Source organism: Microbulbifer donghaiensis, from assembly GCF_900129095.1.
GTDB lineage: Bacteria > Pseudomonadota > Gammaproteobacteria > Pseudomonadales > Cellvibrionaceae > Microbulbifer > Microbulbifer donghaiensis.
Genome location: NZ_FQVA01000001.1, coordinates 1,100,221 through 1,126,464 on the forward strand (window position 1 = coordinate 1,100,221; position 26,244 = coordinate 1,126,464).

The 26,244-nt window shown below is 58.4% G+C and carries 23 protein-coding genes; 13 read left to right on the top strand and 10 right to left on the bottom strand.

The features are described 5' to 3' along the window. Positions 1-29: 29 nt before the first annotated feature. The 4 genes from BUC36_RS04660 to BUC36_RS04675 all read right to left on the bottom strand — a co-directional run bounded on the left by BUC36_RS04660 (position 30) and on the right by BUC36_RS04675 (position 4,272). The gene (locus BUC36_RS04660) at positions 30-713 is read right to left on the bottom strand and encodes a spermine/spermidine synthase domain-containing protein (RefSeq protein WP_073272108.1); all 684 of its coding nucleotides are present in this window, start codon (positions 711-713) and stop codon (positions 30-32) included. 197 nt (positions 714-910) lie between these two features. Beyond that, complete coding sequence (locus BUC36_RS04665) at positions 911-2,215, bottom strand: carbohydrate porin (protein ID WP_159435981.1); 1,305 nt, start codon at positions 2,213-2,215, stop codon at positions 911-913. Positions 2,216-2,252: 37 nt separating this feature from the next. Further along, entirely contained in the window at positions 2,253-2,582 is a 330-nt protein-coding gene (locus BUC36_RS18960; RefSeq protein WP_234994884.1) for a hypothetical protein, read from the bottom strand. Positions 2,583-3,090: 508 nt separating this feature from the next. Beyond that, on the bottom strand, positions 3,091-4,272 hold the full coding sequence (locus BUC36_RS04675; protein WP_073272116.1) for a PilT/PilU family type 4a pilus ATPase: 1,182 nt from the start codon (positions 4,270-4,272) through the stop codon (positions 3,091-3,093). Positions 4,273-4,381: 109 nt separating this feature from the next. Between BUC36_RS04675 and BUC36_RS04680 the strand changes: the two genes are divergently transcribed. Further along, positions 4,382-4,786: a GFA family protein gene (locus tag BUC36_RS04680; RefSeq protein ID WP_073272119.1), complete on the top strand. Its 405-nt coding sequence runs from the start codon at positions 4,382-4,384 to the stop codon at positions 4,784-4,786. 54 nt (positions 4,787-4,840) lie between these two features. Here the strand turns inward: BUC36_RS04680 and BUC36_RS04685 are convergent, their stop codons facing one another. Continuing rightward, positions 4,841-6,697 carry a cation:proton antiporter gene (locus tag BUC36_RS04685; protein WP_073272122.1) on the bottom strand — a complete coding sequence of 619 codons (1,857 nt, stop codon included), beginning with the start codon at positions 6,695-6,697 and terminating at the stop codon, positions 4,841-4,843. Positions 6,698-6,869: 172 nt separating this feature from the next. On the opposite strand from BUC36_RS04685, the gene BUC36_RS04690 reads away from it, so the two are divergent. The 3 genes from BUC36_RS04690 to BUC36_RS04700 all read left to right on the top strand — a co-directional run bounded on the left by BUC36_RS04690 (position 6,870) and on the right by BUC36_RS04700 (position 9,826). Continuing rightward, the gene (locus BUC36_RS04690) at positions 6,870-7,460 is read left to right on the top strand and encodes a class I SAM-dependent DNA methyltransferase (RefSeq protein WP_073272128.1); all 591 of its coding nucleotides are present in this window, start codon (positions 6,870-6,872) and stop codon (positions 7,458-7,460) included. 74 nt (positions 7,461-7,534) lie between these two features. Continuing rightward, positions 7,535-8,923 carry a glutamine synthetase family protein gene (locus BUC36_RS04695; RefSeq protein ID WP_073274580.1) on the top strand — a complete coding sequence of 463 codons (1,389 nt, stop codon included), beginning with the start codon at positions 7,535-7,537 and terminating at the stop codon, positions 8,921-8,923. Positions 8,924-9,082: 159 nt separating this feature from the next. Then, a complete protein-coding gene (locus BUC36_RS04700; RefSeq protein ID WP_084535619.1) occupies positions 9,083-9,826 on the top strand; it encodes a hypothetical protein in 744 nt (247 codons plus the stop codon). A gap of 105 nt (positions 9,827-9,931) precedes the next feature. Here BUC36_RS04700 and BUC36_RS04705 read toward each other — a convergent pair whose 3' ends face one another. Continuing rightward, on the bottom strand, positions 9,932-12,271 hold the full coding sequence (locus tag BUC36_RS04705) for a DUF305 domain-containing protein (RefSeq protein WP_234994885.1): 2,340 nt from the start codon (positions 12,269-12,271) through the stop codon (positions 9,932-9,934). A gap of 751 nt (positions 12,272-13,022) precedes the next feature. Here BUC36_RS04705 and BUC36_RS04710 point away from each other — a divergent pair. From BUC36_RS04710 to BUC36_RS04725, 4 genes are all read left to right on the top strand, one after another. Continuing rightward, positions 13,023-13,682 carry a DUF2306 domain-containing protein gene (locus BUC36_RS04710; RefSeq protein ID WP_073272131.1) on the top strand — a complete coding sequence of 220 codons (660 nt, stop codon included), beginning with the start codon at positions 13,023-13,025 and terminating at the stop codon, positions 13,680-13,682. Positions 13,683-14,026: 344 nt separating this feature from the next. Beyond that, positions 14,027-14,560, top strand: coding sequence for an NlpC/P60 family protein (locus tag BUC36_RS04715; protein WP_073272134.1), 534 nt, complete (start codon positions 14,027-14,029; stop codon positions 14,558-14,560). Between the two features lie 107 nt (positions 14,561-14,667). Beyond that, positions 14,668-15,861: a hypothetical protein gene (locus BUC36_RS04720; RefSeq protein WP_073272137.1), complete on the top strand. Its 1,194-nt coding sequence runs from the start codon at positions 14,668-14,670 to the stop codon at positions 15,859-15,861. A 137-nt stretch (positions 15,862-15,998) separates the two neighbouring features. Then, positions 15,999-16,382: a DUF2750 domain-containing protein gene (locus tag BUC36_RS04725; protein WP_073272139.1), complete on the top strand. Its 384-nt coding sequence runs from the start codon at positions 15,999-16,001 to the stop codon at positions 16,380-16,382. Between the two features lie 146 nt (positions 16,383-16,528). Here BUC36_RS04725 and BUC36_RS04730 read toward each other — a convergent pair whose 3' ends face one another. Both BUC36_RS04730 and BUC36_RS18965 read right to left on the bottom strand, forming a co-directional pair. Continuing rightward, complete coding sequence (locus BUC36_RS04730) at positions 16,529-17,485, bottom strand: DUF4862 family protein (protein ID WP_073272141.1); 957 nt, start codon at positions 17,483-17,485, stop codon at positions 16,529-16,531. Between the two features lie 109 nt (positions 17,486-17,594). After that, positions 17,595-17,768 carry a hypothetical protein gene (locus tag BUC36_RS18965; RefSeq protein WP_159435983.1) on the bottom strand — a complete coding sequence of 58 codons (174 nt, stop codon included), beginning with the start codon at positions 17,766-17,768 and terminating at the stop codon, positions 17,595-17,597. A gap of 278 nt (positions 17,769-18,046) precedes the next feature. Here BUC36_RS18965 and BUC36_RS04735 point away from each other — a divergent pair, with 278 nt between their 5' ends. The 5 genes from BUC36_RS04735 (at position 18,047) to BUC36_RS04755 (ending at position 24,426) form a co-directional block, all read left to right on the top strand. After that, entirely contained in the window at positions 18,047-18,520 is a 474-nt protein-coding gene (locus BUC36_RS04735) for a tRNA-uridine aminocarboxypropyltransferase (RefSeq protein ID WP_073272148.1), read from the top strand. Positions 18,521-18,909: 389 nt separating this feature from the next. Further along, on the top strand, positions 18,910-20,877 hold the full coding sequence (locus BUC36_RS04740) for an acyltransferase family protein (RefSeq protein WP_073272151.1): 1,968 nt from the start codon (positions 18,910-18,912) through the stop codon (positions 20,875-20,877). A gap of 200 nt (positions 20,878-21,077) precedes the next feature. Then, positions 21,078-21,722: a rhombosortase gene (gene rrtA, locus BUC36_RS04745; protein ID WP_073272154.1), complete on the top strand. Its 645-nt coding sequence runs from the start codon at positions 21,078-21,080 to the stop codon at positions 21,720-21,722. A gap of 667 nt (positions 21,723-22,389) precedes the next feature. Continuing rightward, positions 22,390-23,250 carry a hypothetical protein gene (locus tag BUC36_RS04750; protein WP_073272157.1) on the top strand — a complete coding sequence of 287 codons (861 nt, stop codon included), beginning with the start codon at positions 22,390-22,392 and terminating at the stop codon, positions 23,248-23,250. A 9-nt stretch (positions 23,251-23,259) separates the two neighbouring features. Then, complete coding sequence (locus BUC36_RS04755; RefSeq protein WP_073272160.1) at positions 23,260-24,426, top strand: DUF4785 domain-containing protein; 1,167 nt, start codon at positions 23,260-23,262, stop codon at positions 24,424-24,426. 173 nt (positions 24,427-24,599) lie between these two features. On the opposite strand, the gene BUC36_RS04760 is transcribed toward BUC36_RS04755, so the two are convergent. Both BUC36_RS04760 and BUC36_RS04765 read right to left on the bottom strand, forming a co-directional pair. Continuing rightward, complete coding sequence (locus BUC36_RS04760; protein ID WP_073272163.1) at positions 24,600-25,268, bottom strand: DNA-3-methyladenine glycosylase I; 669 nt, start codon at positions 25,266-25,268, stop codon at positions 24,600-24,602. Between the two features lie 37 nt (positions 25,269-25,305). Next, positions 25,306-26,193 carry a dienelactone hydrolase family protein gene (locus BUC36_RS04765; protein WP_073272168.1) on the bottom strand — a complete coding sequence of 296 codons (888 nt, stop codon included), beginning with the start codon at positions 26,191-26,193 and terminating at the stop codon, positions 25,306-25,308. Positions 26,194-26,244: the final 51 nt, after the last annotated feature.

Below are 26,244 nucleotides of genomic sequence, written 5' to 3' on the forward strand. Positions count from 1 at the left end.
TTTGATTCGCCCCCCTCTTTCCTTGCGCGTCACATGCTCGTTTTCCTGGCCAGAAAAATGGTATGTCGCGCACCCTTGCCGGGGCGCTCGCGCACGGTCTTGACCTCGACGTCAAAACCGGTCTTTTTCAGCCGGTGAACATACATTGTGTCGGGCCCCGCCGACCACACCGCCAGCATGCCGCCTGGCGTCAGACTCTCGTAGATAGAGCTGGTACCCTCAAGTGAGTAAAGCCAGTTGTTGTCACTCTTGGTCAGCCCCTCGGGGCCGTTGTCGACATCCAGCAGCACGGCGTCGTAGTCACTGTCACCCTTTTCCAGCAGTTCACGCACGTCGCCGATATGCACGGCACAGCGGCTGTCGTCCAGGGGCCGGCCGGCACAGGCGCCCAGTGGTCCGCGGTTCCACTCCACTACCTCCGGGATCAGGTCGGCGACGATAACCTCTGCATCGGGCGGCAGTACCTCGAGGGCGGCGGCGAGCGTGTAACCCATGCCCATGCCACCCACGACCACACGGGCGTTGCTGTGCTGCTTCAGGTGGGCGCAGCCCAGCAGCGACAGCTCCCGCTCACTGTTAAAGCGGCGACTGTTCATCAACTCGCCGCGGGGGCCAGACAGGGAGATAGAGAACTCCTGTTCACGCTGGCGCAGTGTGAGTATGCCGCCGCCATTGGGAATGTGGGCAGTACCGAGTTCGACCCAGGGCTTCATGGTGTGTGCTCGCTGTGTGACGGTGGAGGGAGGGCGAGCAATGTAACATAGAGCCTCGCCGTATTGGTTAGCGATATTTGCTTTTCTTAAGGGGTAAGAGATACGCACAGTTAACCTGTGCTAACGGTTTCTGGTGGTAGAACAATTGCAAAGATTCGACAGCTGTGGAGCAGGCATCTTCCCGACCGCGCCCCAGCTCAGAAGCGGATCTGCAATCGCACCGCCCCGACAGTAACATCGTCGCGACTCAGCTCGTGCGGCTTGACCCTTTGCACGTCACCGGTGAGGCGCAGCCAGGGTGTCACGTAGAAGTTGTAGAACGCTTCGACGCCCCTCTCCGCACCGATGAAAAATGTCGGATCGAATGGCATGGTGGAGCCGATCTGTGCCAGCCCGTTGACCAGGTGCTCGCTCAAGCCGTACTTAAAATAAGCGATGCCCCAGCGGTCCTGTGTCCGGCTGGGGAACAGCCCCTGCCCGGCGAGGCCGACCAGGAAGTGCCATTCCAGTGGATTGGGGTTGCCATCGGAAATTGCCCCTTCTGCAAACAGGCCCCAGCCGAGGTCCGGGTTGCCCGGGTAGTGGTAAAGATATTGCTGCACAGCGGCGCTTAGGTACCAGTAGCCTTTTTTCACGAGAACGGATTGGGCCTCGGGGGGCAGGTCGATGAGCGCGGGAATGGTCTCAAGGTTCAGTCCTCTTTTAGAACTGTAGACACCGCGTACGCTGTAGAAACCTTTCTCACCGGCTATCGTTAGCGGGAACATCGCCGCGAGGCTTGTGGTCGTGCCGTCGGAGAAGGGATTCTCGATGACATTCTTGTCCTGGGCGTTGCGGGGATCGTAGACCATCAGCGCAAGGGCTGCGTGATCGGTCTTGTGCGTGCCAATGAACCCAAACAGATACGGCGGCGTTACCCCACTGATCGGTGCGGCGAGCGCGATATTCATGAAGGTGTCGAGACCGCCGCCGCCGGCGAGGGGTTTCTTGGCAGCGACGCTGAGCATATTGAATTTGCCGAGGGCCAGCGAAGAGCGGTCGTCGAAGGTCTGCTTCAGCGTAAGCGCCGTCTCGCCGTCACTGCCCCCGAGTCGCGGAAAGGCGAGCGCCGTATTGAACGGAAATAGCTCGCCACTACCCGGGTTGTTGGCATCTTCACCAAAAATCCCCTCCTGATGCACATTGATCGAAAAGCCGTTCCACAGCCCCAGCTTCGACATGTCCAGGTTGACGATAAGATCTGCTTTGCCGCCGTATTGCCAACTCTTGCTGCCATCCCCAGCGGTAACTCCCTGGGAGAACTGTGTCAGCCAGACGTCGAGGCTTATCCCACGATCCTGCAGGGCTTGCTTCGCACCGCCCGGACAGTCGGACAGGGAATCCCCTGAACAAAGTGCGTAACCGCGATCGGCTTCGTCAATCTCTTGCGCGGAGGCCGCCTGTAAAAAGGCAATGCAGGTACATACGATTATCGCAATCACCCGTCCCAGGTTATGTCGCATAGGCGCCTCACCTTCGCTCGCCCTGACCGCGTTTTGCTCAGGGGAGCCGAGCCTGCTCAACTTGTTCATATTCGCCCCGAACTCTGATGAATATTCGATAGAACCGCTGCCCGGCCAGCGTCCCTGCACTACTCGGGTTTCCTGATACATAGGCCTGTTCGCATCCAGCCCCGGCCGACATTTTCGTCATGTCTCGATAGGCTGTTGGCATCTGTTCGCGATATCCCGGGTGCGACTGCTTCATTTCCTCCTGCTTGGGGCCGTCCGGGCCGGCCTGTTGGGTGAATTTTCCGTGCAGATTGGTTTTCAGGACATTGATCTCGGAGACCTTCTCCGGATCCATATCGAGCGGGGTACTGGCCGGCACAACGATATCGGCGCCCCTGCCAAGGCGCGGCCGCCACCTTCTCACCCCGGCCTGACAGAGACGCAGTACTCTGGCGCAGCGGCACCAGCGTATAGGAAATCTTAGCCTAGCCCGGGAATGTTCGATCACTCCCCGGCCGGCCAACAGGAACAATGGGGGTCAGCGTAAAGTTTTGGCAGCCGGATCGACTGTTGGTGCAATTTCATGCGACACGAACGCATAGCGTCAATCCGGGCATGATAATGAGGCGGCCCGGCTTGCTGCCGGAGGGCCCTTGGGGAGGTGCAGGCCAACACAAATGGAAAAACAAATGAGGAAAAAAATGGGGTCAGACCAGCATTTTGACGTCGTATTTGCCTGAACAAATATGCCGTAAACGTTGGACCTGCCGCCAATTGATCCTGGTTGATTCAACGCCTCCAACAGCCGCTAACTGCGGAGGAGCATGCACCGAGGAAGCCACAGACGGACGGCATTGGCCGCCCCAGCTCAAATGGACGGAAGTGCATCAGTAATGCACCGCCTCCTCTTCTTCCTCCTCCAGCGCTTCGAGGGATAACGAAAGGCCAGCGCCGGTCTTGCCGCTGCTGTCACCATCTTTTTCCGCTGCAGCGGTTTTGGGCTTCCTGGCCTCTTCATACAGCTTGATGCGCAGGCGCAGGTTGTTGGCCGAGTCCGCATTGCGGATCGCCTCATCGTGGCTGATACGACCCTCCACGTAGAGTTTGAACAGCGCCCCGTCAAACGTCTGCATGCCGATATTTTCCGACTTCTCCATCATCTCCTTGATAGAGTGGAACTCACCCTTGAGGATCAGCTCGTTAATGGTCTGGGTGCCCAGCAGGATCTCTACCGCGGCACAGCGTTTGCCATCCACGGTGGGCACCAGGCGCTGGGAAACAAACGCGCGGATATTCTGCGACAAACTCATCAGCAGCTGCGGGCGGCGCTCCTCGGGGAAGAAGTTCACGATCCGGTCTAGGGCCTGGTTGGCGTTGTTGGCGTGCAGGGTGGAAATCGCCAGGTGGCCGGTTTCAGCAAAGGCGATGGCGTGCTCCATGGTCTCGCGGTCGCGGATCTCGCCGATCAGGATCACATCCGGCGCCTGACGCAGGGTGTTCTTCAGCGCGGCGTGGAAGCTGCGGGTATCCACCCCCACCTCGCGCTGGTTGATCACGCTCTTCTTGTGCTTGTGCACATACTCCACCGGGTCTTCGATGGTGATGATATGGCCACCGCTGTTGGTGTTGCGGTGGTCGATCAGCGCCGCCAGCGAGGTGGATTTACCGGAACCGGTGCCGCCGACAAACAACACCAGGCCGCGCTTGGCCATCACCACATCCTTGAGGATGGGGGGCAGCTTCAGGTCATCAAACTTGGGGATCTCGGTGACGATATTACGCGCAACAATGGAGACCTGGTTGCGCTGCCAGAAAATGTTGATGCGGAAGCGCCCCACTCTGGGAATGGTCATCGCCAGGTTCATCTCCAGCTCGCGCTTGAACTCCTCCCGCTGCTCCTCGTCCATGATTTCCATGGCGATCTTCTCGATCTCGCCGGGCGCCAGGGGTTCCTTGCTCAGGGGCTTCAGTACACCCTGGAACTTGGCACAGGGCGGCGCGCCGGTACTGAGGTAGAGGTCAGAGCCATCATTTTTGGCGAGTACACGGAGGTAGCCGGTAAAATCCATCGATAGAGTTCCTGTTGGCGCGATAATCATCGAATGCAAAGCTTAACGAATACTGTGATATGCAGCAAAGAAAAACCCAGTGAAATCAGGATTGCGAGAGGAGTAAGGAATGAGCATCAACTTAATGGAAGTCGACGGAGTCGCGATTCAGCCGAAACATCGGGCGACTTGCCACTGCGGCACTGTCGAATTGGAACTCGATTTACCACTGGGGCTGGTGGATGTGCGGCGCTGTGACTGCTCCCTGTGCCGCAGGAGAGGAGCCATTGCCGCTTCGATACCTCTAGACGGTATCAAGATTGTGAACGGCGCCGCGCACCTGAAGCTCTATCAGTTCAACACCAAAACCGCCCGGCACTACTTCTGCGATATCTGCGGTATCTATACCCATCACCAGAGGCGTTCAAATCCCAATCAGTTTGGTTTTAATGTCGCCTGCCTGGAAGGTATAAATCCATTGAAGATTGAAGGCATTCCCACCTACGACGGCGTCAATCATCCGGCCGACCAGTAATCAGGCTCAAGGCGCGCCTCGCGATCAAAGCTCCGTCTCAAGCTTGTCTCGAGACTAATCGGCAGAAGAATCGCCGTACGACAGCGGCGCACCCGCTGTCGGCCTTTCCGCACCCTCCTCCGGCGCGATAAGGCTGACAAGCTGCCAGTCGGCCTTCAGCGCAATGTCGTGTGAGCTTGTATAGATATGGATTTTGCCCTGCGGGTCCAGCGTATAGAGTCGCAGGGCGCGGTTGCCGTAGGTTTCGTTGTAATCCTCGATGGTGAAGGTTTCCGTGAGGCGCGTAGTGCGGATAACTGCGCCTTTCGCCACCAGGCTGGCAAGGCGACTGTAGGTTGCGCTCTCGGAGAACAGTTCCAGTTTCTTCGCGTAGTCCTCCGACACCTGGTGGCTGGCCCGCCCCTCCGGTGCGCCGTGGCTCAACCCGAGCACCGAGCCGTTACCAAGCAAGTGCTCGAAGTGATAAGTCACCAGTGGATTGAGCTGCTTGTAGGGCGACAGCACCAGCACCTTGCCCACCGTGGAAAGATCCATGGTCAGGCTCGCGTGCTCCGAGATCGGATTGCCGTAATAAGTACGGATATTTTCCATACGCGCCTCGCGTATGGCGTCCCAGTTGGTATCCGCAATGATGACGGGAACGTCCTTTTCCATCAGGTCCTTTGCCAGCAAGCGCGCAAACTTGTTGCCGCCGAACAACAGGTAACCGTTAGGATAGGGAGCGCGGATGCCCAGCAGTTTGGCAATGGTCTTGGAGGTGAGGCTCTGCAGTACGACGGTGGCGATAATCACCAGAAACACCATCGGCACCAGCAGCTCGGATTTTACCAGGCCGAACGCCTCCAGTTTCAGGGCAAACAGCGCGGACACCGCGGCGGCCACGATGCCGCGCGGCGCAATCCAGCTCAACATGGCCAGCTCGCGCCAGTTCAAGCCCGACCCGGGTGATGACAGGAACACGGATAGCGGTCGGGCGACAAACATGATCGCCGCCAACACCAACAGCGCCCCCCAGCCCAACTGTGTCAGCGTGAACAGCTCCACCCGTGCGGCAAGCAGGATGAACAGCGCCGAAATCAGCAGCACGCTGAGGGTTTCCTTGAACTCGAGAATATCGTCGACATCCAGTCCCTTCATGTTGGCCATCCAGATACCCATCACGGTAACCGTGAGCAGGCCGGATTCGTGGGACAGCAGATCGGAAGCGGCGTAGGCACCGAGCATCAGCGTGAGCACCGCGGTATTGCGCAGGTAGTGCGGCACCCAGTTGTTCCTGAGCAGTGTGCCGAGGAAATAGCCCATCAGCGAGCCGAGCCCGAAGCCGATACCCACGACCTTCAGCAAAGTCACCAGCGTGTGTTCAACCGCATCTTGCGCGGCAACAACGTACTCGTACACGAGCACCGCCAGCAGGGCGCCGATGGGGTCAATAACAATGCCCTCCCAGCGGAGGATATTGGAGATGCGCGTATTGGGGCGCACCGAACGCAACATCGGTACGATGACAGTCGGCCCGGTAACCGTGACAATGGCGCCAAACAGCGCCGCCAGCTGCATGGGCATGCCGAGCACATAGTAGGCGGCGGGCGTGGCGATCAGCCAGGTCACCAGGGCACCCAGCGTACACAGGTTGCGCACCATGGTGCCGTGCCCGGCGAGGTCGGAAAGCTTCAGTGTCAGCGCCCCTTCAAACAGGATAATCGCGACCGCCAGTGACACGAGCGGGAACAGCAGATCGCCAAACAGGGCATCCGGGTCGAGTACGCCGGTCATTGGCCCAAGCACGAGGCCAGCCAGCAGCAGGGGCAGGATCGCGGGTAACTTGAGCATAAACGCCAGGTACTGGCACGCAATCGAGACAATGCCCACCATCACTAACAGGGCCATTGGGTTCGAGAGGATTTGTTCCATAATGCGGATCAGCCGATTGCGGTAGGTGTTTGAGCGCGAGATGATAAGTTAGCGAATCGCCGCCGAAATTCAATGATTCAGAGCAAATGCCATGCGGCACTGCTGGTTACATTATCGCCAGTTCAGCACCGTGGCGTTTGGCACTCACTAACAGACGGAGAAGTCACCTGTAATGAGTAACAACACCTGGGATGATTATGCTGAGGGATGGGACAGCAATAGCGACGTCATCACTTATGCGGAGCGCGCATTTCAATCGCTTACAGATGCCATCGACTGTAAGGGTGCCCGAATTCTGGATTTCGGCTGCGGCACGGGTTTATTGACGGAGAAGCTGTCTGCACAGGCAAGCACTATAGTCGCCCTCGACCCATCGGCGAAAATGATCTCGGTGTTAAACGACAAGCATCTGCAAAATGTTATCACCATCCAGTCCGAGTTAACCCAGGGTCTGCTCGATCAAAACAAGCACCTGCAGACCAGGTTTGACCTGATCGTCGCCTCCTCTGCGCTGGCGTTTGTGCCGGATTACAAGAAGACATTGCTGCTGCTCAAGCAACTGTTAACAGAAAACGGCCGCCTGGTGCAGTGGGACTGGCTGAAAAAGAACGCGGACGCCGGCATGGGGTTTACCGGGGAAGAGATAGCAAACGCCTTCAGGGAAGCCGGCCTTGCGGATATCCAAGTGTCCGTCCCGTTCTCGATGCGCGCGGACGGCAACAGCATGGAGGTTGTCATGGGCATAGCCACCAATACCCGGTAAGCTTCCCTCCCGCACCATTTCTATACGGGACCATATGGCCAATGGCCACCTACCCTTTTGTTGTCGGAGTCACCATGAGTCAGTCTGAAAGTCGTTCCTGGCTGGACAAATTACCCGCGGCCTTCCAGGCCTATCGCAATGGCCGCAGGCTGGATGAAGTGGAGTGCATCGTTCCCGACCTGAACGGCATGTCCCGTGGCAAGGCGATGCCGCTGAAGAAGTTCTCACCGGAGACGCCGATCTTCCTGCCGATTTCCATTTTTTACCAGACCATCACCGGCCAGGATGTGGAGATGGACATCGTCAACCAGTGGGCAGAAAGCGATATGGTGCTGGTGCCGGATATGTCGACGGCAATGGCGGTGCCCTGGGCCAAACAGGCAACGCTGCAGATCATCCACGACCTGCAGGACCTGGACGGCAAGCCGATTTTCTGCGCGCCGCGGAATATCCTCAAGCACGTTATCGGTTTATATGAACAGCGCGGCTGGCAGCCCGTGGTGGCCCCGGAGCTGGAGTTCTACCTGACCAAGCCGAATATCGATCCCAACGAACCGATACAGCCGCCGGTCGGCCGCAACGGGCGTTCCGGCACGGCGCTGCAATCCTATTCGATGTCCGCCGTCGATGAATACGGCCCGGTGATCGATACCATTTATGATTATGCCGAGGCCGCCGGCCTGCATATCGATTCGGTGATCCAGGAGGACGGCGCGGGCCAGGTGGAGTTCAACCTCACCCACGGCGACCCGCTGCTGCTGGCGGACCAGGTTTTCTATTTCAAGCGCATCATCAAGGAGGCGGCGCTGAACAACAATATGTTCGCCACCTTTATGGCCAAGCCGATGCGCGACCAGCCGGGCAGCGCCATGCATGTGCACCAGAGTGTGGTGGATATCGCCAGCGGGCAGAATATCTTTTCCGATGCGCAGGGCAATGCCACCGACCTGTTCCGCTACTTTATCGGCGGTACGCAGAAGCACCTGCGGGAAGTGATGCCGTTTATCGCACCGAACGTCAATTCCTACCGGCGTTTCGAATCGGAAGCCAACTCCAGTGCGCCGACCAACCTCGCCTGGGGCTATGACAACCGCGCCACCGGTCTGCGCGTGCCGCACTCCGGCGCTCAGGATCGCCGCCTGGAAAACCGCGTGATCGGTGTGGACACCAACCCGTATCTGTCGATTGCCGCGAGCCTGGTCTGCGGCTACCTGGGCATGGTGAATCAAATTGCGCCGGGCGCGCCGGCAGAAGGCGAACTGGATGACGGGCAGCGCGCCGAGTCCTATATCCCCACGACCTTCGACGAGTCGCTGCGCATCTTTGCCAATGCGGAACCGGTCCACCAGGCACTCGGCCAGGACTTCTGCCGGCTGTATGCGGAAGTCAAAAAGGAGGAGCTGCGCCAGTTCCACCGCGAAATCTCGCCGTGGGAACGCGAGCACCTACTGCTGAATGTGTAGGGAGCGGGAAGGCCTGCCTTTAATGGCGTATGGAAGTCGCGCGAGTTCAACATTCTGTTGGTAACTCGCGCGGACCAGCCATACAGTTGAACCTTGCCCCGAATAAGAATTACAAGAGTACGAACTACTCCAACCACTAAAGTGTCTTGAGGAGCCCAAGTGACAGTCAACGACCAGCAGATAGAGCAATTTATGCAAACTTTCCTGGGTTATGGAAACCTGGAAAGTGACTTCTGGTTTATTGGGATGGAAGAAGGTGGCGGCAATACCGTAGAGGAAATTCAGGCGCGACTGAGCTACTGGATCGAGGGCGGCTGCAAGGTGGTGGAAGACGTTGCGGAATACCACCAGAAGTTCGGCATGGGATATTTTTTTGACGAATCGCCCAAGAACCAGCCAACCTGGAACAAGCTGATTCGTATCATACTGGCACTCGAACAACAGCCACTATCGCTCAATTGTGTTAAGGCATTCCAAAAAGACAGACTGGCCCGCCAGGGAGGCGACAACTGCCTGCTGGAGCTTTTCCCCCTACCCTCTCCATCGGTCGGACACTGGCTGTATTCAGAAGTCTCCGCTCTGGATTATCTCGCCAGTCGCGACCGGTATAAGGCCCACCTGCAGGAGCTTCGTATCGAACTGCTGCGGGAGAAAATAGCTAAGTACAAACCGAAACTGGTGGTCTTTTACGGCAACAATCCAGAGTACCGTCAATACTGGGGGAAAATTGCAGATTGCGAGCTTACAGGGATAGAAATAGAGGGGAGACCGGCATTCAAAGCTTTCAACGGTGAAACGCTATACCTTGTTGTCAGCCATCCTGTCGCGACCGGGATCACCAATGACTACTTCCATAGAATTGGCGATCTGGCGAGGACACATTTAGAGACAGTGGTTCTCTAGCTGATAAACGGCTGGGACAGCACCTAAACAATGCGCTGACACGCCTGTAACTGAATACGCCGCTGGGGCCAGCTGCCCCAGCGGCGTCCTGCCGAATCGGCGCGATCAACGCAGTTCCCGGGCAATCCCCTTCAGCGTTTTGGTAAACGCCTCCGTTTTCTTTTCTGCCTGCCCATCTTTCCTGTTCACCGCCGTCGCCGAAGCCAGCATCACCAGCCGCGCGGCAATCTTGCGGTCTTTGGCCTGCTGTTGCAGCAGGGCTTCAGAGCTGTCCAGCGCTTCGGCCAGCTCGATGGCCATGGCATCGGGCACCGCCTTGCTGCGCTGCAGCTGGTCGAGATAGGCCCTGGCCACCACCGGCTTGGCCGGCCAGCGAACCGGGAACTGTTGCTGCGGGTTGAAGATATCGTTCTGGTCGGCGATCTCCGCCGCGCCGACCTCGCTGGCGGTCAGGTACTGGCTGGGCAGCAGCGAGAAGACGTCGATACCGCGGGCAATCTCGGTGCCATAGATCTTGCCGTCGTACCAGTAGACCGACCAGTAGCCGCCGAGCACCATGTGCTCGGCATCAATCGGGCCGCGGTCGAAGTAGCCGATTTCCACCGGGTTGGCGGAGTCGGTAAAGTCGATCAGGGAAATGCCGCCCTGGTACCAGGCCTGCACAAAGATATCGCGGCCCGGCACCGGCACAATGGAGCCGTTGTGAGCCACACAGTTTTCCTGCTCGCTCTGCGGCGCGGACATTTTGTAGTGGCTGCGGTATTGCAGCTTGCCATCGACGATGTCGTAGATGGCGTTGGCACCCCAGTCCAGCGGATCGAAGGCCCGGCAGCGCGGGCGGCCGCCGCCACCCCATTCGTCGGTGAAGATCACCTTGGTGCCGTCGTTATTGAACGTGGCCGAATGCCAGTAGGCGAAGCCGCTGTCGGTAACGGCGTCGAGACGCTTGGGATTCAGGGGATCCGAGATATCGAACAGGATGCCATTGCCGGAACAGGCACCCGCCGCGAGGTTGTGTTCGGGGAACACGGTAATATCGTGGCACTGGTCGGTGCGGTTGGTTTCCTGGGTGTCATCGCCGTGGTCGCCACCGCGCCACAGTCCGGCTAAAGTGCCGCTCTCGGGATCGGCAAAAACGGTCGGGCTGTGCACTATGCGCGCCCTGGACGGGTCTGCCACGGGGATTTCAATCACGTCGATACGGAACAGCGCGGTGCGGCTGTCACCGGGAATATCACCGATACAGCCCGGCAGCTCCTCTTCATCCCGCACCGATGCAATGCCGGAGTTGTAGACGATAATCTTGCCGTCCTCGCCGGGACCGGACACCACCGAATGGGTGTGGGAGCCGCGACAGGTCTGCACCGCGCCCACCTGCATGGGGCGCTGCAGGTCGCTGATATCGAAGATGCGCAGGCCGCGGAAACGCTCGTTACTGACGTCGTCACTCACGCCCTGCAGGCCGCAGTCGACGCGACCGCGCGTCTGCTCCACCGACATGATCAGCAGGTCGCCGACCACGGAAACATCGCCCTGCCCACCGGGACAGACCACCGAACTGATCTGCTGCGGCAAGCCGCTTTCCTGCAGTCGATAGATATTGAAGCCGTGGTAGCTGCCGGCCACCATGATGTCGTCGAAGAAGGCGATATCCGTGTTGGCAAAGTCCATGAACGGAAAGCGCTCCCACTCGTCCTTGCCCTTTTTCTTCTTGTCCTTTGCCGACTTCTCGCCTTCTTTTTTAGGCTGTTCCGGTGGCAGCCCGACCACATTTTCCGGGTCGTAGAAGCCCGGGGGCTTGGGCAGCTGTCCTTCGTGTTTCAGGTTGAGGATCGCCTCGCCGGCATCGGCGTAACCCGCGGCCAGCCCGGCCCGGGGATCGTCCGACAGGCCGGCCAGGAGCTTGCTCATGCGCTCGACTTCTGCCGTCTGGTCGTTGGTGATATCGGAGGTGAACTCGAACAGGAATGGATCGTAGGCCGAGCCCGGTTTTTCATGCAGCTCCTTCACCATGGTCACCGCACCTTCGTGGTGGGTAATCATCAGTTTCAGGAATATTTTGTCAAAAGCCTTGCCGGACGATTCCGCGAGCGCCTGCATTTCCTCCGGCGACGCCATGCCGGCCATGCGGTGATCCATCTGCATGGCATGGTGGTGCTCGGGGTTGGGCACTGTCTCGCCGCGCGCACGCAACCATTCCTGCATAAACTGGATTTCGTCTTTTTGTGACACATCAATCCGGCCGGCCAGATCGACGATCTCCGGCGTATTGGTGCGCTCGCGGATCAGCGTTGCCATCTGCAGCGCCTGATGGTGATGCGGGATCATGTCCTGCATAAACTGCACGTCGTACGGCGAGTAGCTGGTCACGGCGATCTTGATGGCCTCGTCCGCAGTCAATTCCCGTACCGACTCGCCTGGTGAACCGGGCTGGATAATCGCCACCTCTTCGGCTGCGCTCGCCCCTACTCCGCCCGCAAGACAGACACAGACAGTAGTCGCGCATACAAATCGATTGATACCTCTATGAAGGTTCATCATTTATATCACTCTATTTGTACGTGTCCTGCTTAACCGCTGACTGCGCAAACACAGAAAATTCAAGCGCGTTTCAACTACGCCGGGATGCTCAGAAAGGACACAAGATTATTTTTTATTGATTAAAGAGAATTTCTACAGGCACACAGAATGTGTGCACGGGTACAGCAGATCACAGAATACCGAAGTCACAGCATTATCGCACGCCAGCATTTAGCCATGGCTCAGCTTTAATCGCTGAACCCGGGAATAACACTCTGCGTAAAGACTGATTAGCACCAGCATTGACGCCCAAATCAACTCGCGAAATTTATTATGGCCGCGGACACGTGGAAAACTTATGGCTTCAAGCAGTTGTCGCGAGATGACTATTTTTATCCTGTAGCTATGGCGAAAATTGTGCTGGAAACTCTTTCTTTACTGTTTATTGCCAGCCGATTGGCCTTACGCGATAAGGGCAAAGAAAATCCACGCTGATCCCAGCGCTTTTTAACACCTAAAAACAAATAGCTAAACAAGCAACTGTAAGTCGCGCAAAATAAAGTCATACGTGAACTTGTTGACTTTTATTCAAAGTTCCGCGCTATCGACTGATTGACCGGAGCACGGATAAATCGATAACTTACTGTTTCGAATAAAATCCAATAGAGAGTGCAAGATGATCTGGGAACCCTTTGATCCGGTCAGCTATTTCATCCATGTGGTACTCGGTTTTATTGCCTTTGGCGCAGGCATTGTTGCCCTTTCGACACAGAAGGGAACATCGATTCATATCAGGGCGGGGAAAGTCTTTGCCTACCTGATGATCCTGGTGGCGCTGTCGACATTCGCCTTTATGGCCTACAAGTTCCTGCCCCTGGCGCTGGTCCTGTCGATCGCCGTGATCTACCTGATTCCCAGCGCGATAAACGCATTCCGCAACGGGCGGAAATTCGCCAAGTTGTGGGACCGCTTGCTTATCGTAATTCCCTTTCTCCTGTGTGTTTTTGCCTCCATGCAATTTGTTAGATTTCAATCTATCGATACGGCACCCAGGGTTGGCCCGATCCTGTTGGCAGCTACTTTCGGATTTCTGTTCTTCCAGGACCTGCTGCTGTTGCGAAACCGGGAGCGGGAGCGCTATTACTGGATTCGCCGGCATATGACGCGCATGATCCTGGCCTTCACGTTCACCGCGATGGCGGTAGTACGGCTGGGTATCAATGTCGGCCTGACGCTGGAGCAGACGGTCATCTTCCCCACGCTGATCGCCTGGCTGTGCATTGCCTACTGCTACAAAAAATACTCGCCGGAAAAACTGACGCCCGCCCGGGCCTGATTGAGCAGCGCCGACGCCTGAGTCACGGGCTGGTCCCGTGGCCCGGCGGTCGGCCCCGCCGCAATAACGGCGGTCGATAAGGCTTCGCCAGGGCAGCCCCTCCCTCCTGAATAGCGCACGCTGACGCCGGCTGCAGACACCCGGACAGGGAACTGTTCAGCTCAAATTCAGCTCAAACCTGTACCTTTGTCTCATTTACTGATTGCCGGGTTCGCGAGGGTCAGCCACGGCAGGCACGGGCCCTGCCTACTTCGCTGTGTCCCCGTCTATCCTGTGGTGGGGCCGGCGCCGGGCTCGGGCCTGCCTGACCGGGGAACTGATGGGCTATTTCGCGACAAGATCCTATGTATAAGAAACTGCTGTTACTCCTCATCGCCTTCCTAACCGCCGCGACAGCGGGTTGCAGCCTCGCGCCATACCAGCAGCCAACCGCAGAACCCCTGCCGCCGGGCGCCTATGCCCCACCCCGCGCCGATACAGCGCAAGTAAAGAAAATGATCTACGCCCAGTACCGGGAGTGGAAAGGCACCCGTTACAAGCTGGGCGGCCTGAGTAAGCGCGGGATTGACTGCTCCGGACTCATTTACGCCACCTATCGCGATCAGCTCGGTATCGAGCTGCCCCGCACCACCGAGTACCAGGCCAGGCTCGGCAACGCCATCAAGCGCCGCGAGCTGCGCGCCGGCGACCTGGTATTCTTCAAGACCGGCCGCAAAGTCTGGCATGTGGGCATCTATATCGAGGACGACCAGTTTTTCCACGCCTCGACCAAACGCGGCGTAACAATTTCACGGCTGACCGATTACTATTGGCGGGACAAGTACTGGCATGCGCGCAGATTGGATCTGGATGCCCATCGGCTTCCGGCGGGGAAATAGCGCGGCCAATCGATGCATTTAGTTAAAGACAAATGCATGACTCAGGATTATCACTGCGGCCTCGGTAATTATTCGGCACGCAGTCAATTTGCGAGCTTCTTCAGCCCATGCCGTTGCGACTCCTGTTTCTGCTGACGACTCTGTGCCTGGCGGCCAGCGCCTTTTCCGCTGACTTCCGCGCGGGATTTGCCGAAGTGGAAATCACTCCACAACCCGGCGACACGCTCAGTCTGCTCGGCGGCGGTAGCGGCGCGGTCGAATCCATCGGGGATCCGCTCTATATCCAGGCTGCCGTTCTCGCGGACGGCCGGCACAAAATCGCGCTGGTCTCCGCCGACCTGCTGGTTCTGCGCGAAGCCGACTTCATCGCCGTCCGGCAGCAACTGCAGCAACGAGGCTTCGATCATGTGCTGATTGCCGCAACCCATACCCACGGCGGCTATTTTCCGGACCCCATGCTGGACGCCGTGCGGGCGAAGCTCATTCACAGTGTCGAGACCGCCGGCAGCAGGCTCCAACCGGTGACTATTGGCGCAACAGAGATTGCCATCGACGAGGCCTACAACCGCAGGATCATCGCGAATGAGCGGGTGGAAATGCTGTGGTCAAACCCGGACCGGATACCCAACCGCGACGTGGACAACACGCTGGGCGTCATCCACCTGCGGGACAAGGGGAAGCGGCCGTTCCTGACCATCTTCAATTACAGCGCCCACCCGGTGGTGACCATGGATCTGGAACGGGCCGTGGTCTCCGCGGATTACCCGGGCTCCCTGCGCGCATCCTTCGAGCAGAACGTCGGCGGCCGCGCCATGTTTTTCCTCGGCGCCGCCGGTGACGTCAATCCCTATCGCGCCGATACGAAACCCTTCGCGGCAGCACAGGCAGAGGCCAGGCGACTGGGCCAGGCTCTGTCACGGGGCGCGGCACGAGCGATCCAGGCGCTGGACCAATTCAGCAGCGAGGGCCACTTCAGATTCGACACCCTTCAGTTTGACGACCCCGCTGCGGAAGTGGGCTTGCTGCTGCTCACACCGCGCATTGCCCTCGCGAGCTTCCCCGGCGAGTACTTCGATGCACTCGGTAAGCGCCTGAAGCGCGACAGCCCCGTCGAGTTCACCTTCTTTGTGGGCATGAGCAATGGCGATATACGCTATGTGCCCACGGCGGCAGATGCATTGCTCGGCGGCTACGGCGCGGAAAAGCCTTCGTCGGTGGTCAGCGGCAATACCGGCGAACTCCAAATCCAGGCAGCCATCGATGGCCTGAAGACGCTGTCCAGGCCCCCGGGATCGGAATAGTGTCGTGCGGCAATTTTCCGTTGAAATAACCGCACCACAGCGGATACCCTGCCGGCAGCAATGGCCCGAACAGATGCTCGGCCGATCCTGTTTCTAGCGAGGCGACCCGTCCTCAACATTGGGAATCAAATCAAGACATGAGCAATGACCGCTTGCAAAGCGTACTGGAACTAAGCTGCGAAGAGCGCTTCGACTATTTCCTGGATGTGGTCGGCGAAGAAAGGGAAGTCTGGATACTGATCAACAGCGAAGAACATTTCCTCAAGCTGCACTCAGACGACGACGATATCGAGTATCTGCCGGTGTGGCCCGATTCGGAATTGGCCGCGGCCTACGCCGGCAACGATACCGATCTCAAGCCCAGGGGCATCCCCCTGCCCCAGTTCCTGAAGAAATGGCTGCCGGGCCTGAAACAGGATGGCATCGAGGTCGGGGTGATTCCGGCCCCGGATATGAGTGTCTGGATCACCGAGCCATCCGAGCTGGAGCAGGACCTCCGCGACGAGCTGTCCCGTTTCTGAGCGCAGTGACAGGGGTGCGGTGAAAGAAGCGCGGTGGGCGAAGCGCGGTTGCCCGGCGAGCGATCACACTTATAGCAAGCCGAGTCACATTCAGGCAGGCCATGCCTGCCTTCACGTTGTGCCCCCGGGATCGCTCCGGCGGCGAGTTACGCGCGGATCCGGTCGAGGATATGCAGCACCCCGGCGATATACGCCAGCCGTTCGGCGACGCTCAGGGAATCCGGACGCACGGAAATCTTGACCCCCGTAAAGTCGAGCTCGCCGGCGGCCGCCAGGCAGCGGCGGAATTCGGTTTCCGTCAGCAGCGAGCAGGGCTCGAACGACGGGATACCGAACGCCTGCGCCGGCGGCATATGGGTATCGCGCCAGACCCCGTAGGGGCTTTCCTGCCCCGACACACCGGAAAACATCAGCCCGCGCAGCAGGCCCGCCTGTCGCGCCGCTTCCAGATGCGCCACCGGCCCATCCACGCCGCGCGTCTCCAGCGCCGAGCGGCCCCAGTTGATACACATACCCACCGGGTTGCCGGCGCTGCGATTGGCGCTGGTCACGGCGTCGATTTCCGTTGCAATCGGCAGGAAGCCCTTGTCGGCGCCCTGCCCCGCAACCTTGGCATCGCAGTGCTCGAGCACCAGCGCGGCCCCATCCCAGTCCCAGGACGCCAGGGTTTGCAGCGAGGCGACCAGGGCCGCGGCATCGGGCGCGCTGTCCGCCGCCACCCGCGGGGCCGCGTGGATCAGCAGGGCGGTGACCGCCTGCCGGCCGAGGTGGCGGTTCAGTTTGTGAATCGCCTGCCGTGCCTGCTCGTAGAACGCCAGCGCCGCCTGCCGCCCGACCTCGTCAGAGGAAGCAAGGCCGAAGTTGGCATCGCCGCCCAGCCGCTGCATGACACCCGGCATACCGGTGAAGACGAAATCCCACTGCGGATCGATGTTGGCCAGGAACCAGTCGTCGTCGACCGGGTGCAGCGCGCCGGTAAACGGGTGCTCCAGCCCGCGGACGTTCGGCATCGCCTTCAGGCCGTCGTAGTACTCGGCCTGGATGGCCGGGTCCCAGGATTCGGTGATCGGCGCAGTGGCGTAGGCTCCAACGAAATAACCCATAGTTCTCTTTCCAGTTCCTGTTGATTGCGACCCCGGCCCGAGGGCCCGGCCGGAGTGATGCGCCCGAGCGGGCGGGCAAAGACCGGGAGTCTACCACTAGCGCCGCGATCTATTGGGACAACACCGGCCCGGTTGCCCGTTTCTCGCCTCTGGCAGCAGACATGTCGCACAGGTTCAACCGCCAGATTGCGGCGTCGCCAGCGAAACAGCCCGCGGCGGTGAGTATCATCAGGCGCTGCAGCCAGTCGATATCGTATCGACGCTCCGTGGAGGCTTGTGTCATGATTTTACTCTGTCTGCGTAGTAGCTTCGCCGCATTCTGGCAAAGTGGCGGCCGGCGGGGTGTAAATAAGGCCGTTACGCCCCACCCCGGGGACAAGCGGTGGCATGGTGGGATGAAATAAATGTGGCCACGGGGCGCCGTGACGGTAGCGGGATAGGAATGGAATACGAGAATCAGGCAAGACGGCGATCGACGCCAGCGGCACAATCCTGGATCGAGCGATTTGCCCGGCACCGGACCCCGTATATCTGTCTGGCGCTGGCCTGATCGGTTCGGCTATGAGAATCACCCTTCTGACCCACGAGCGCGAACTCCATCGCAAGACGAATACCGGCGCACTGGCGCTGGCGCAATGCGGGAACCTGGTAGAGCGCGTGGTCTGGGCGCGGCGCGAACCGGATCCGGCACTGGTGACCAGCATTGAGGCCGGCGAAGCGGTGCTGGTCTATCCCGCCGCGGACTCGGCGCCGGCACGGCTGGAAGATTTCTCGCATGTGATCCTGATCGACGCCACCTGGCAGGAAGCCCGCAAAATCTACAACCGCAGCCCCTACTTGCAGGGCTCCCCCCAGGTGGCCATCGAATCGGACGCCGCATCCAGCTACCGCCTGCGCCGCAATCAACCGGATGGAGGCCTCTGCACTGCCGAGTGCGTCATCGAGATATTGCGCCGGCACGGCGAAGACACCGCGGCCGATCGGCTGGAAGCGGCGTTCACGCAGTTCAATCAGGCTCCACATTCACAGGCCTGATATCAATTTTGACCGGCACAATCATTCTCGCACCGCCACATGTGATCCATCCGACAGGGTGACAGTAGCGACGCAGTCCGAGTCTGCCGGCGATCGCCCTCGCCAACGAAGGGCATACCCGGCAATACGAACAAGGCACCCCATACTCTGCCTGGCGCCGCCCCCTTCTCGACATTTCCACAAACCGAAATAATTACAGAAACATCACTATAAGTCCGCCATACAGCAATCCTGACCAACTAGATTGCCTAAAATTTATCCACCCGAAGAAAATCCATTTGTTTGGCTGAAAAAACCGCCGCAACCGCACGGGAATTTTTTCGGACCGTTGAGATTAAAACTAAGACACTGAGGCAGAAAACTAAACCGATCACCGATATAGCCCAGCAATGAAAATTGATTTACCCATGCGATACCGAGCCGATATCGACGGCTTGCGCTCGGTCGCCGTGCTGCTCGTGCTCGTCTTTCACTTCAAGATCCTCGATCTCGGTAAAGCGGGATTTCTCGGTGTCGATATCTTCTTTGTTATTTCCGGCTACCTGATCACCAAAATACTCTATACGCAAGCGCTCAATAACCACGGGAAAATCGACTTCGCAAAATTCTATCTTGCGAGGATTCGCCGGCTCGCGCCCGCGCTGTTTGCGACCCTTGCATTGACTCTGATAGCGGGCTACTTCCTCCTGCTTCCAGAGCACTTTTCCAGCCTGGCCAAAGAAGTCATTTTCACCCAGGTCTACGCGTCAAATATCTACTACTGGCAGACTATCAACTACTTCGGCCTGCAAGCCGACTCTGCCATACTGCTACACACCTGGTCCCTGGCCGTAGAAGAACAGTTTTACCTGTTTTTCCCACTTTTCATTTTTGCGTTGTTTCTGTTTTTCCGCAGGCATTTCTGGTCCGCCTTTGCACTCGCCGGCGCATGCTCGTTTTTACTGAACATTTACTTCGTAAACGTCAAGCCAGAGGCAACTTTTTACCTGATGCCGACACGGGCCTGGGAGTTTATTGTCGGAGGCCTTATTGTCTTTTTTGCCCAACGCCGAAAGGCGATCACTGCCTTTGAGAGTGAGACCTGCGCTGTAGCCGGCGCTATTGTCATTGCGGCGGCGGTTATCTTCTATTCGGAGAACGTACAGTTTCCCGGGTATTATGCCCTGCTGCCGACGATCGGCACGGCCCTGGTTATCTACGCCGGCACCTGCCAAGGATCATCGATTACCAGGCTCCTCAGTACCCGGCTGCCCGTTTACATCGGCAAGCTCTCCTATTCGCTTTACCTGGTGCACTGGCCGATTAATATCTTTGCCGCCTACCAGCTGGGAGCGGACTACACGGTAGAGTGGCGTATTACCTTTTTCCTGTTGACCTTTCTAATATCGATAATGATGTTCCACTGGGTGGAGCATCCTACAAGGAAAGTCTCGATCGAGACCCACCCGCAGCGCGTCGCCTGGGGCTATGTTACCGGGTTGGCCTGCACGATTATCTTCAGCGCCACGGTCCTGACGCAAAACGGCCTGCCCTCACGGCTTACCGATACGGCTCGACAGCTCGCCAACTACAGCTCTGACACTCCGCCAGACATGCCGGAGTGCCAACCCGACGCGACCAGCGAATTGCGCAGGGAAGATTTCTGCCAGGTCGGTGATGCAGCGCAAGATCCTTCCTGGATCATGCTTGGAGACTCCCATGCCTGGGCTCTGAAGAGAGCCTTCGACATCTGGCTAAAAGGCAGAGGAGAATCCGGCCTGTTTATATTCCGCCACTCGTGCCCCCCACTGGTTGGCCTGAGTCTGTTCAAGGAAAAGGGGCGATGCCGGCAATTCAATGAGAGAGCCTATGCATATATCTACACGGACAAATCAATACGCAATGTCGTGCTAGCGTCTACATGGATACAGGCAAGGCGCGCGTTAACGCTGGACTCCGACCGGAAAGCCGAACCGGGAGAGTCCCTGGCCATTTTTTCCAGTGCATTCACCCAGTCAATCGACACGCTGCACAGCAAGGGCAAGCACATCTATATCTGGGGGCCCGTGCCGGGCGCCAAGGGCAATGTGCCGCTGCGCCTGGCCAAGGCCGCCAATCCGGAGACAGAAGCTGAAAACCTGGCATTCACTTTCAGTGAATATCAGCAGAGATATGATTTCTTCTACGACGCCGTCGAATTCAGCAAGAAGAAGATTTCGGGAATTATCAACCCGTCCAGAGAACTGTGTCGTAACGGCGAAGTCTGTCGCGTAACGATAAACAACCTCCCCGCCTACTCCGATGGCGACCATCTGGCCTATTCATGGAGTAACTACTGGGCCAATGTGATTGAGGATCAGCTCTCGGGAAAGCTGTAGGTGAGCTGTTGGCAAGCGTTTGCCGGGTTCCCCTGGGTTGGCGTAAGCTAGCCTGAACCATCTGACCATCGCCGCATCCAGACAAAATGGAATAGACGCCGCAGTCACTCGCCTGTAGCGCAATTGGCGGTCCTGATATTCGATGCGTCAAAGTTTTTTAACCATAATGCCGTTACGAATAACTACAGAGGCACAAGAAAATGTTACGCACTGTCCTGGACAGGGTCATTGAGTGGCTGGCCCCCGCAATCGTCATTGCCAGCGCCTGTCTGATCTACTTCGTCCCGGCCAAGCTGGACAGCCTGCTGCATTATGACCGCAGCCTGATTTTCACCGGTGACTACTGGCGGATTGTCACCGGCCACTTCACCCATACCAACCTCAATCACCTGCTGATGAACTGCGCCGGGGTCATCCTGGCCTGGGGATTGTTACCCATCCGTCCCCGTCTCGACCTGGCCCTGTTCGGCCTCACCATCCTCGCGGGCCTCTGCGGACTGGCACTATTGGTATTCGAGCCGCATATCGGTGTGTATCAGGGGCTGTCCGGTCTGACTCACGCACTGATCGCCCTGGGTGCCGTCCTGAACATAAGTGACAGGGATTCCCGCTGGTGGGGTCTTTTCCTGATGGCACTGCTGTCACTGAAGGTGTACTCGGAATGGTTTGGCACCAGTGGCTCGCTGATTGAGCAGTGGACCGGGGCACCGGCGGCAACAGAAGCACATATCTGGGGTCTCGTTATCGGAACCCTCGTCGCGACCACGGTGCTACTCGGCATGGGCCTGGGCGATCTGATGACAAGGGCTCTCTCCTTTATGCGCGGGCAGAAGTCTTCCGGTTAACCTCTTGCTGTGGAAGCGACTCAGTAATTTTTCCCCAGCGCTGCGAGTGGAATTCAACGCTCCCCGAATGTCACTGTCCGCGCATTACTGAAAACGCAGCATTCAGAATCGCTAACCGCCGCAATTCGACAGCATGCTATTCGCCATCGAGGCCGATATAAAACCCTCGACGGAATTGGATCTCACCCCACACAAAACTTCCCCACAAGATCGCAATATCTTTCACTGTCAGCGCGCACATCTTCCGCCGACATCAGTCTTCACAACTTCCAGCTCGCCACCGATAGAACTTCTCTCCGGCCCGCCGATTTAAAGCTGCCCCCACTAAACGGTTCGGACGCACCAGTCGAAACCAACCGGTCTTTTTTCATTAATTTAACACCCGATCATTCGCCAATTTTTTCTTTGAATTTTTTATGCACTGCCGCACAAATTTCGGATCATTCTGGCACCACTGCCGCAATGCCACTATTGCGTAATCAGAGGAGCTATAGAATCAACGGCGCACGCGAAGGAGACGCAATGCATACCGGATTCTGAGCAGGCGCCGTCTCGATCAATATCTCAGCGCCGCTCCGCAACCGGCCAAAACAACAGGGACCTCTCTGTATCGCCCTGCTATTTCATTTCGTCCAAACAATAAGAGTAACGAACAGGTGAACAGTCGATGAAAACAAGAGTATTAAAGCTATTAGCGGTGCTGTTAATCAGCGCACCACTGTCCGCACTGGCCGCGACCGGAGTGGCACTGGTGCACGGTACCGGCCAGCAGTCCGATGCCTACAACGATTACTGGAAGTCCGGCATGGTCGAGTCCATTCGCCAGGGGCTGCCCACCAGCAACAACCTGCTGGTCGTAAACTGCAATTTCGAGGAATACATGTGGGACGACGCTGCTGCGGGCTGTCTGGCGACGCAGCTGTACAACTTTGTCACCGCGATGAATATTGATGACCTGGTGGTAATCACCCATTCCAACGGCGGCAATGTCATGCGCTGGATTTTGTCCAATCCCACCTGGGACAGCCGCTACCCGACGATCATCAACAGTACCCGCTGGGTGAATGTACTGGCCGCATCCAGCGCGGGTACGCCACTGGCAGACGCGGTAATGGCTGGCAATGTGTTTGAAGCATCGGTGGGCTGGCTGCTCGGTTACCAGAACGACGCGGTGCGTATGCAGCAGACCAGCTGGATGACCTACTACAACGACAACTGGCTGCTGGGCACTGCCGGGCGCCCGTCGCTGCCAGTCGGCTTCTGGAATGTCGTCGGCACCGATGTGGAGACGGCGGTGTGGGATTCCGACAGCTACTGCGGGGGCTACACCGAAAACCTGGGGCTGGAAATTACCCAGGAGTGGCTGGACAACTGTTCAGACGGCTTCCTTAACTGCACCTCGCAGAGGGCTGCAGGCAGCCTCTGGTTCTACGACTACGACAGGACGAATGGCGGTGAGCCTCTCAGCCACAACCAGAGCCGGCGCAAGTGTTTCAATCTCGACGTAATCCTGCGAAATGACATTTAAGGTGAAAACATGAAATCAATACTGATCAAATCCCTTGCGTTATTTTGTGCATTCACCACCGTCGCCACTGCCCAGGAGATCCGCAATGACAGCCGCGAGCGCATTCACTTCTCGCAGTACGTGGAGCCGGATGTCGAGCAGCGCCTGAAGGACTCGGGCAGCACCGAGCACAGTCGGGTCTTCTTCCGCAAAGTCAGTGGCGCCGAGCTCAATCGCGGTGCCGAGCTGGTGATCGAGGCGGAAAAGGCGGTGATCCAAATTTCACCACTCGATCGCGGCAACAACGGCAAGCGCGTGGTCAATTCCGACATCCCGCGGGGCATGACCCTGTCCAATGGCACAGAGCGCCGCCGCGTGGATGACGACAGCATCGCGCTGTACCGCAAATCCCAGGGCCTCAGGGAAAACTTCCCCGACTTTTACGGCCGAGCGCATGTGATGCGGGTACCGGCAGAAATGGGCCGCGGCAAATTCACTCTGCAGGCCAATGGCAACGCCAGGGCCGATGCCGAATACATCGTCTATGTGCTGGACAAACACAGCGATACTGCCCTGGAAGTGCAGACGCCGCGCAAACGTTTTGCCCGCGGTGGCAACCTGGTGCTGGAAGCCAGACCCAGCGGTAGCGCCGGTGCGAAACTGGAATCCATCGCAACCACGCTGATCGCCCCCAATGGCCAGCGCTACGATGTCAGTGGGCAGATGAGCGCTAATGGCTACCGGGTGAGCTGGCCGATCAAAGCGGATGCCCCATCGGTCCCCGGTGAGTTGTGGCGCATCGAAGTGCGCTCCACCCTGCGCAATGCCCGCGACGAGGCCATTGAACGGGTCGCCGTGGTGGCCGCGGATATCTTCCTGCAAACGGCGAAAATCTCGGCCGTGGACGGCGGCGCACAGAAGCTGAATTTGTCGGTCGACGTGCGGGACGCGGGGCGCTATGAAGTGCGGGCACTGGTGTTCGGCCGGGACGGCGCCGGCGAATACAAGCCGATCCTACTGGCCTACCAGGCGGAGTGGCTGGACGCCGGGTTGCGCGAAATGCAGCTGCCGATCGACCAGTCCAAGCTCGAAGCCTCCGGCCTGAAAGCGCCCTATGAAGTGCGCAATATCCAGTTCCTGGACCAGGGGCGCATGTCGGTGCTGGAATACCTGGATGGCGCCTGGAAGTTGGATTAATCCGTCAACCGCCACAGCGGGGTGAATCTTTGACGCCTCTACAGGGCGATCGGGGTTGTCGAATTTTCTCCCTGCCGCAATAGAATGGGCAGCGGCTCGCAAGGCCGCTGCCGCCTGAACAGCAAGGGTGCCGAAACCTTTATTTTGTGAATGCGTATCAACGCTGGCAGTCATTAGCCAACGGAAAAGGCCAGTATCTGGCTGATCGCATTCAGGCTGCGCCCGCTCTGGGCCTGCCACAGCTCGATCGCTTCCTGCAGTGCGGCCCAGTCTTTTTTCGACGACGGCGTTTTCTGCACCACGCCCGCACGAATCAGTCCCTGCACCATATCGTTGGAGAACACCAGCGTATCCACCCCCATACGGCGCAGGAACACCTGCGCGGTCTTGCCGCCGAGCCGGTCGCCGCCTTTCTGCAGTGATTTCAGATTGTCGGCGTAATTGGCACTGTTCCAGCCGGCGAAATAGTTGCCCAGCCCGCCGTGCTCGCCGGACAGCTGCCAGAAGAAATCCGCATTGCGCTGGATGGACTTGGTCTTTTTCCAGTGACTGATCATGCCGTCCTGCTTCAGGATATCTTCCAGCGCCTCATCGGAAAGGAAACGGCAGTAGGACAGGTCGAAATCGTGAAAGATTTCCTCTATGCGCGGCCACTTGTTGTCGACCACCTTCCAGTTGAAGCCGGCCTGGAATACCGCCTTGGAGGCCTCGGACAGCCAGCGGCCATCGGCTATGTTCTTCAGCGTGCGCGGCGACTTCGGCTTGGTCAGGCGCGCATCCAGCTCCTGTTCGCCGCCGAAACGCTCGATCACTTTTGCTTCTATTTCTGCGAAATCCTGCATCGTCCTTCTCTCTCGGCTCACTCGCTACAACGCCGCATCAGGCGAGATTGCGCTCGAACAGTGTCAGCGCCTCGCGCCAGGCGCGCTCCGCCTGGGCCTGGTTGTAGACCGCGGAATCCGGTGGGCACCAGCCGTGCAGCGTGCCCTCGTACACCTCGACGTCGGCCGTCACGCCGGCGCTGTCGAAGGCCTCGCGCAATACGATTTTGGCCTTAGGATCGCGCTCGTCGTCGTTCTCGGCAATCGCGACCAGGAATCCGGCCTTGATTTCCGGTATCAGGAGATGGGGGCTGTCGGGCTTGTCTGTCACCAGGCCGCCGCCGTGAAAGGACGCACCGGCACCGATGCGCTCTGGCATATCGGCCGCCAGCCGGAAAGTATAGGAACCGGTCATACAGTAGCCCATGGTGCCGACCTGTCGATCGGTAGCCACCGCTGGCTGCTGGTCGAGAAACTTCACGAAGGCGCGGCCATCTGTCACGCAGGTTTGTGGCGACAGCGTGCGGGCCTGCTCGCGCGCCTTGGGAAAAATCTTTTGCTTCAGCTCGGGATCGATAACGGCGACATCATTGGGGACCAGCTGCCCTTTCATGGTCCGGTAATAGGGATTGACCACCAGCACCGCATAACCGGACTGAGCGAGGCGCTTGCCCATCTGGCGGAAGGCCGGGCGCATGCCAAAGATATCCGGCCACATAATCACCGCCGCGTGCCGCCCTTTTGCCGGGTGCACGAAATAGCAGTCCGCCTCGCCGTCCGGCGTCTCGACCATCACGTTGGCTTCCACCACGTCCTGTGCCGTTGCCGAGAGAGGTAGCATCATCGCCAGGGCCGCGCCCAGCCCCACTTTGCCGAAATCGCGGCGACTCATGCCCCTGCTGAGAAAATAGGCTTCCGCGTCTTTATTGGTCAGGTCGTCACACATGGTCCATGTCTCCTGAGGTTGTGGGCCTTCGGCTGGCAATGATTTTTGTTG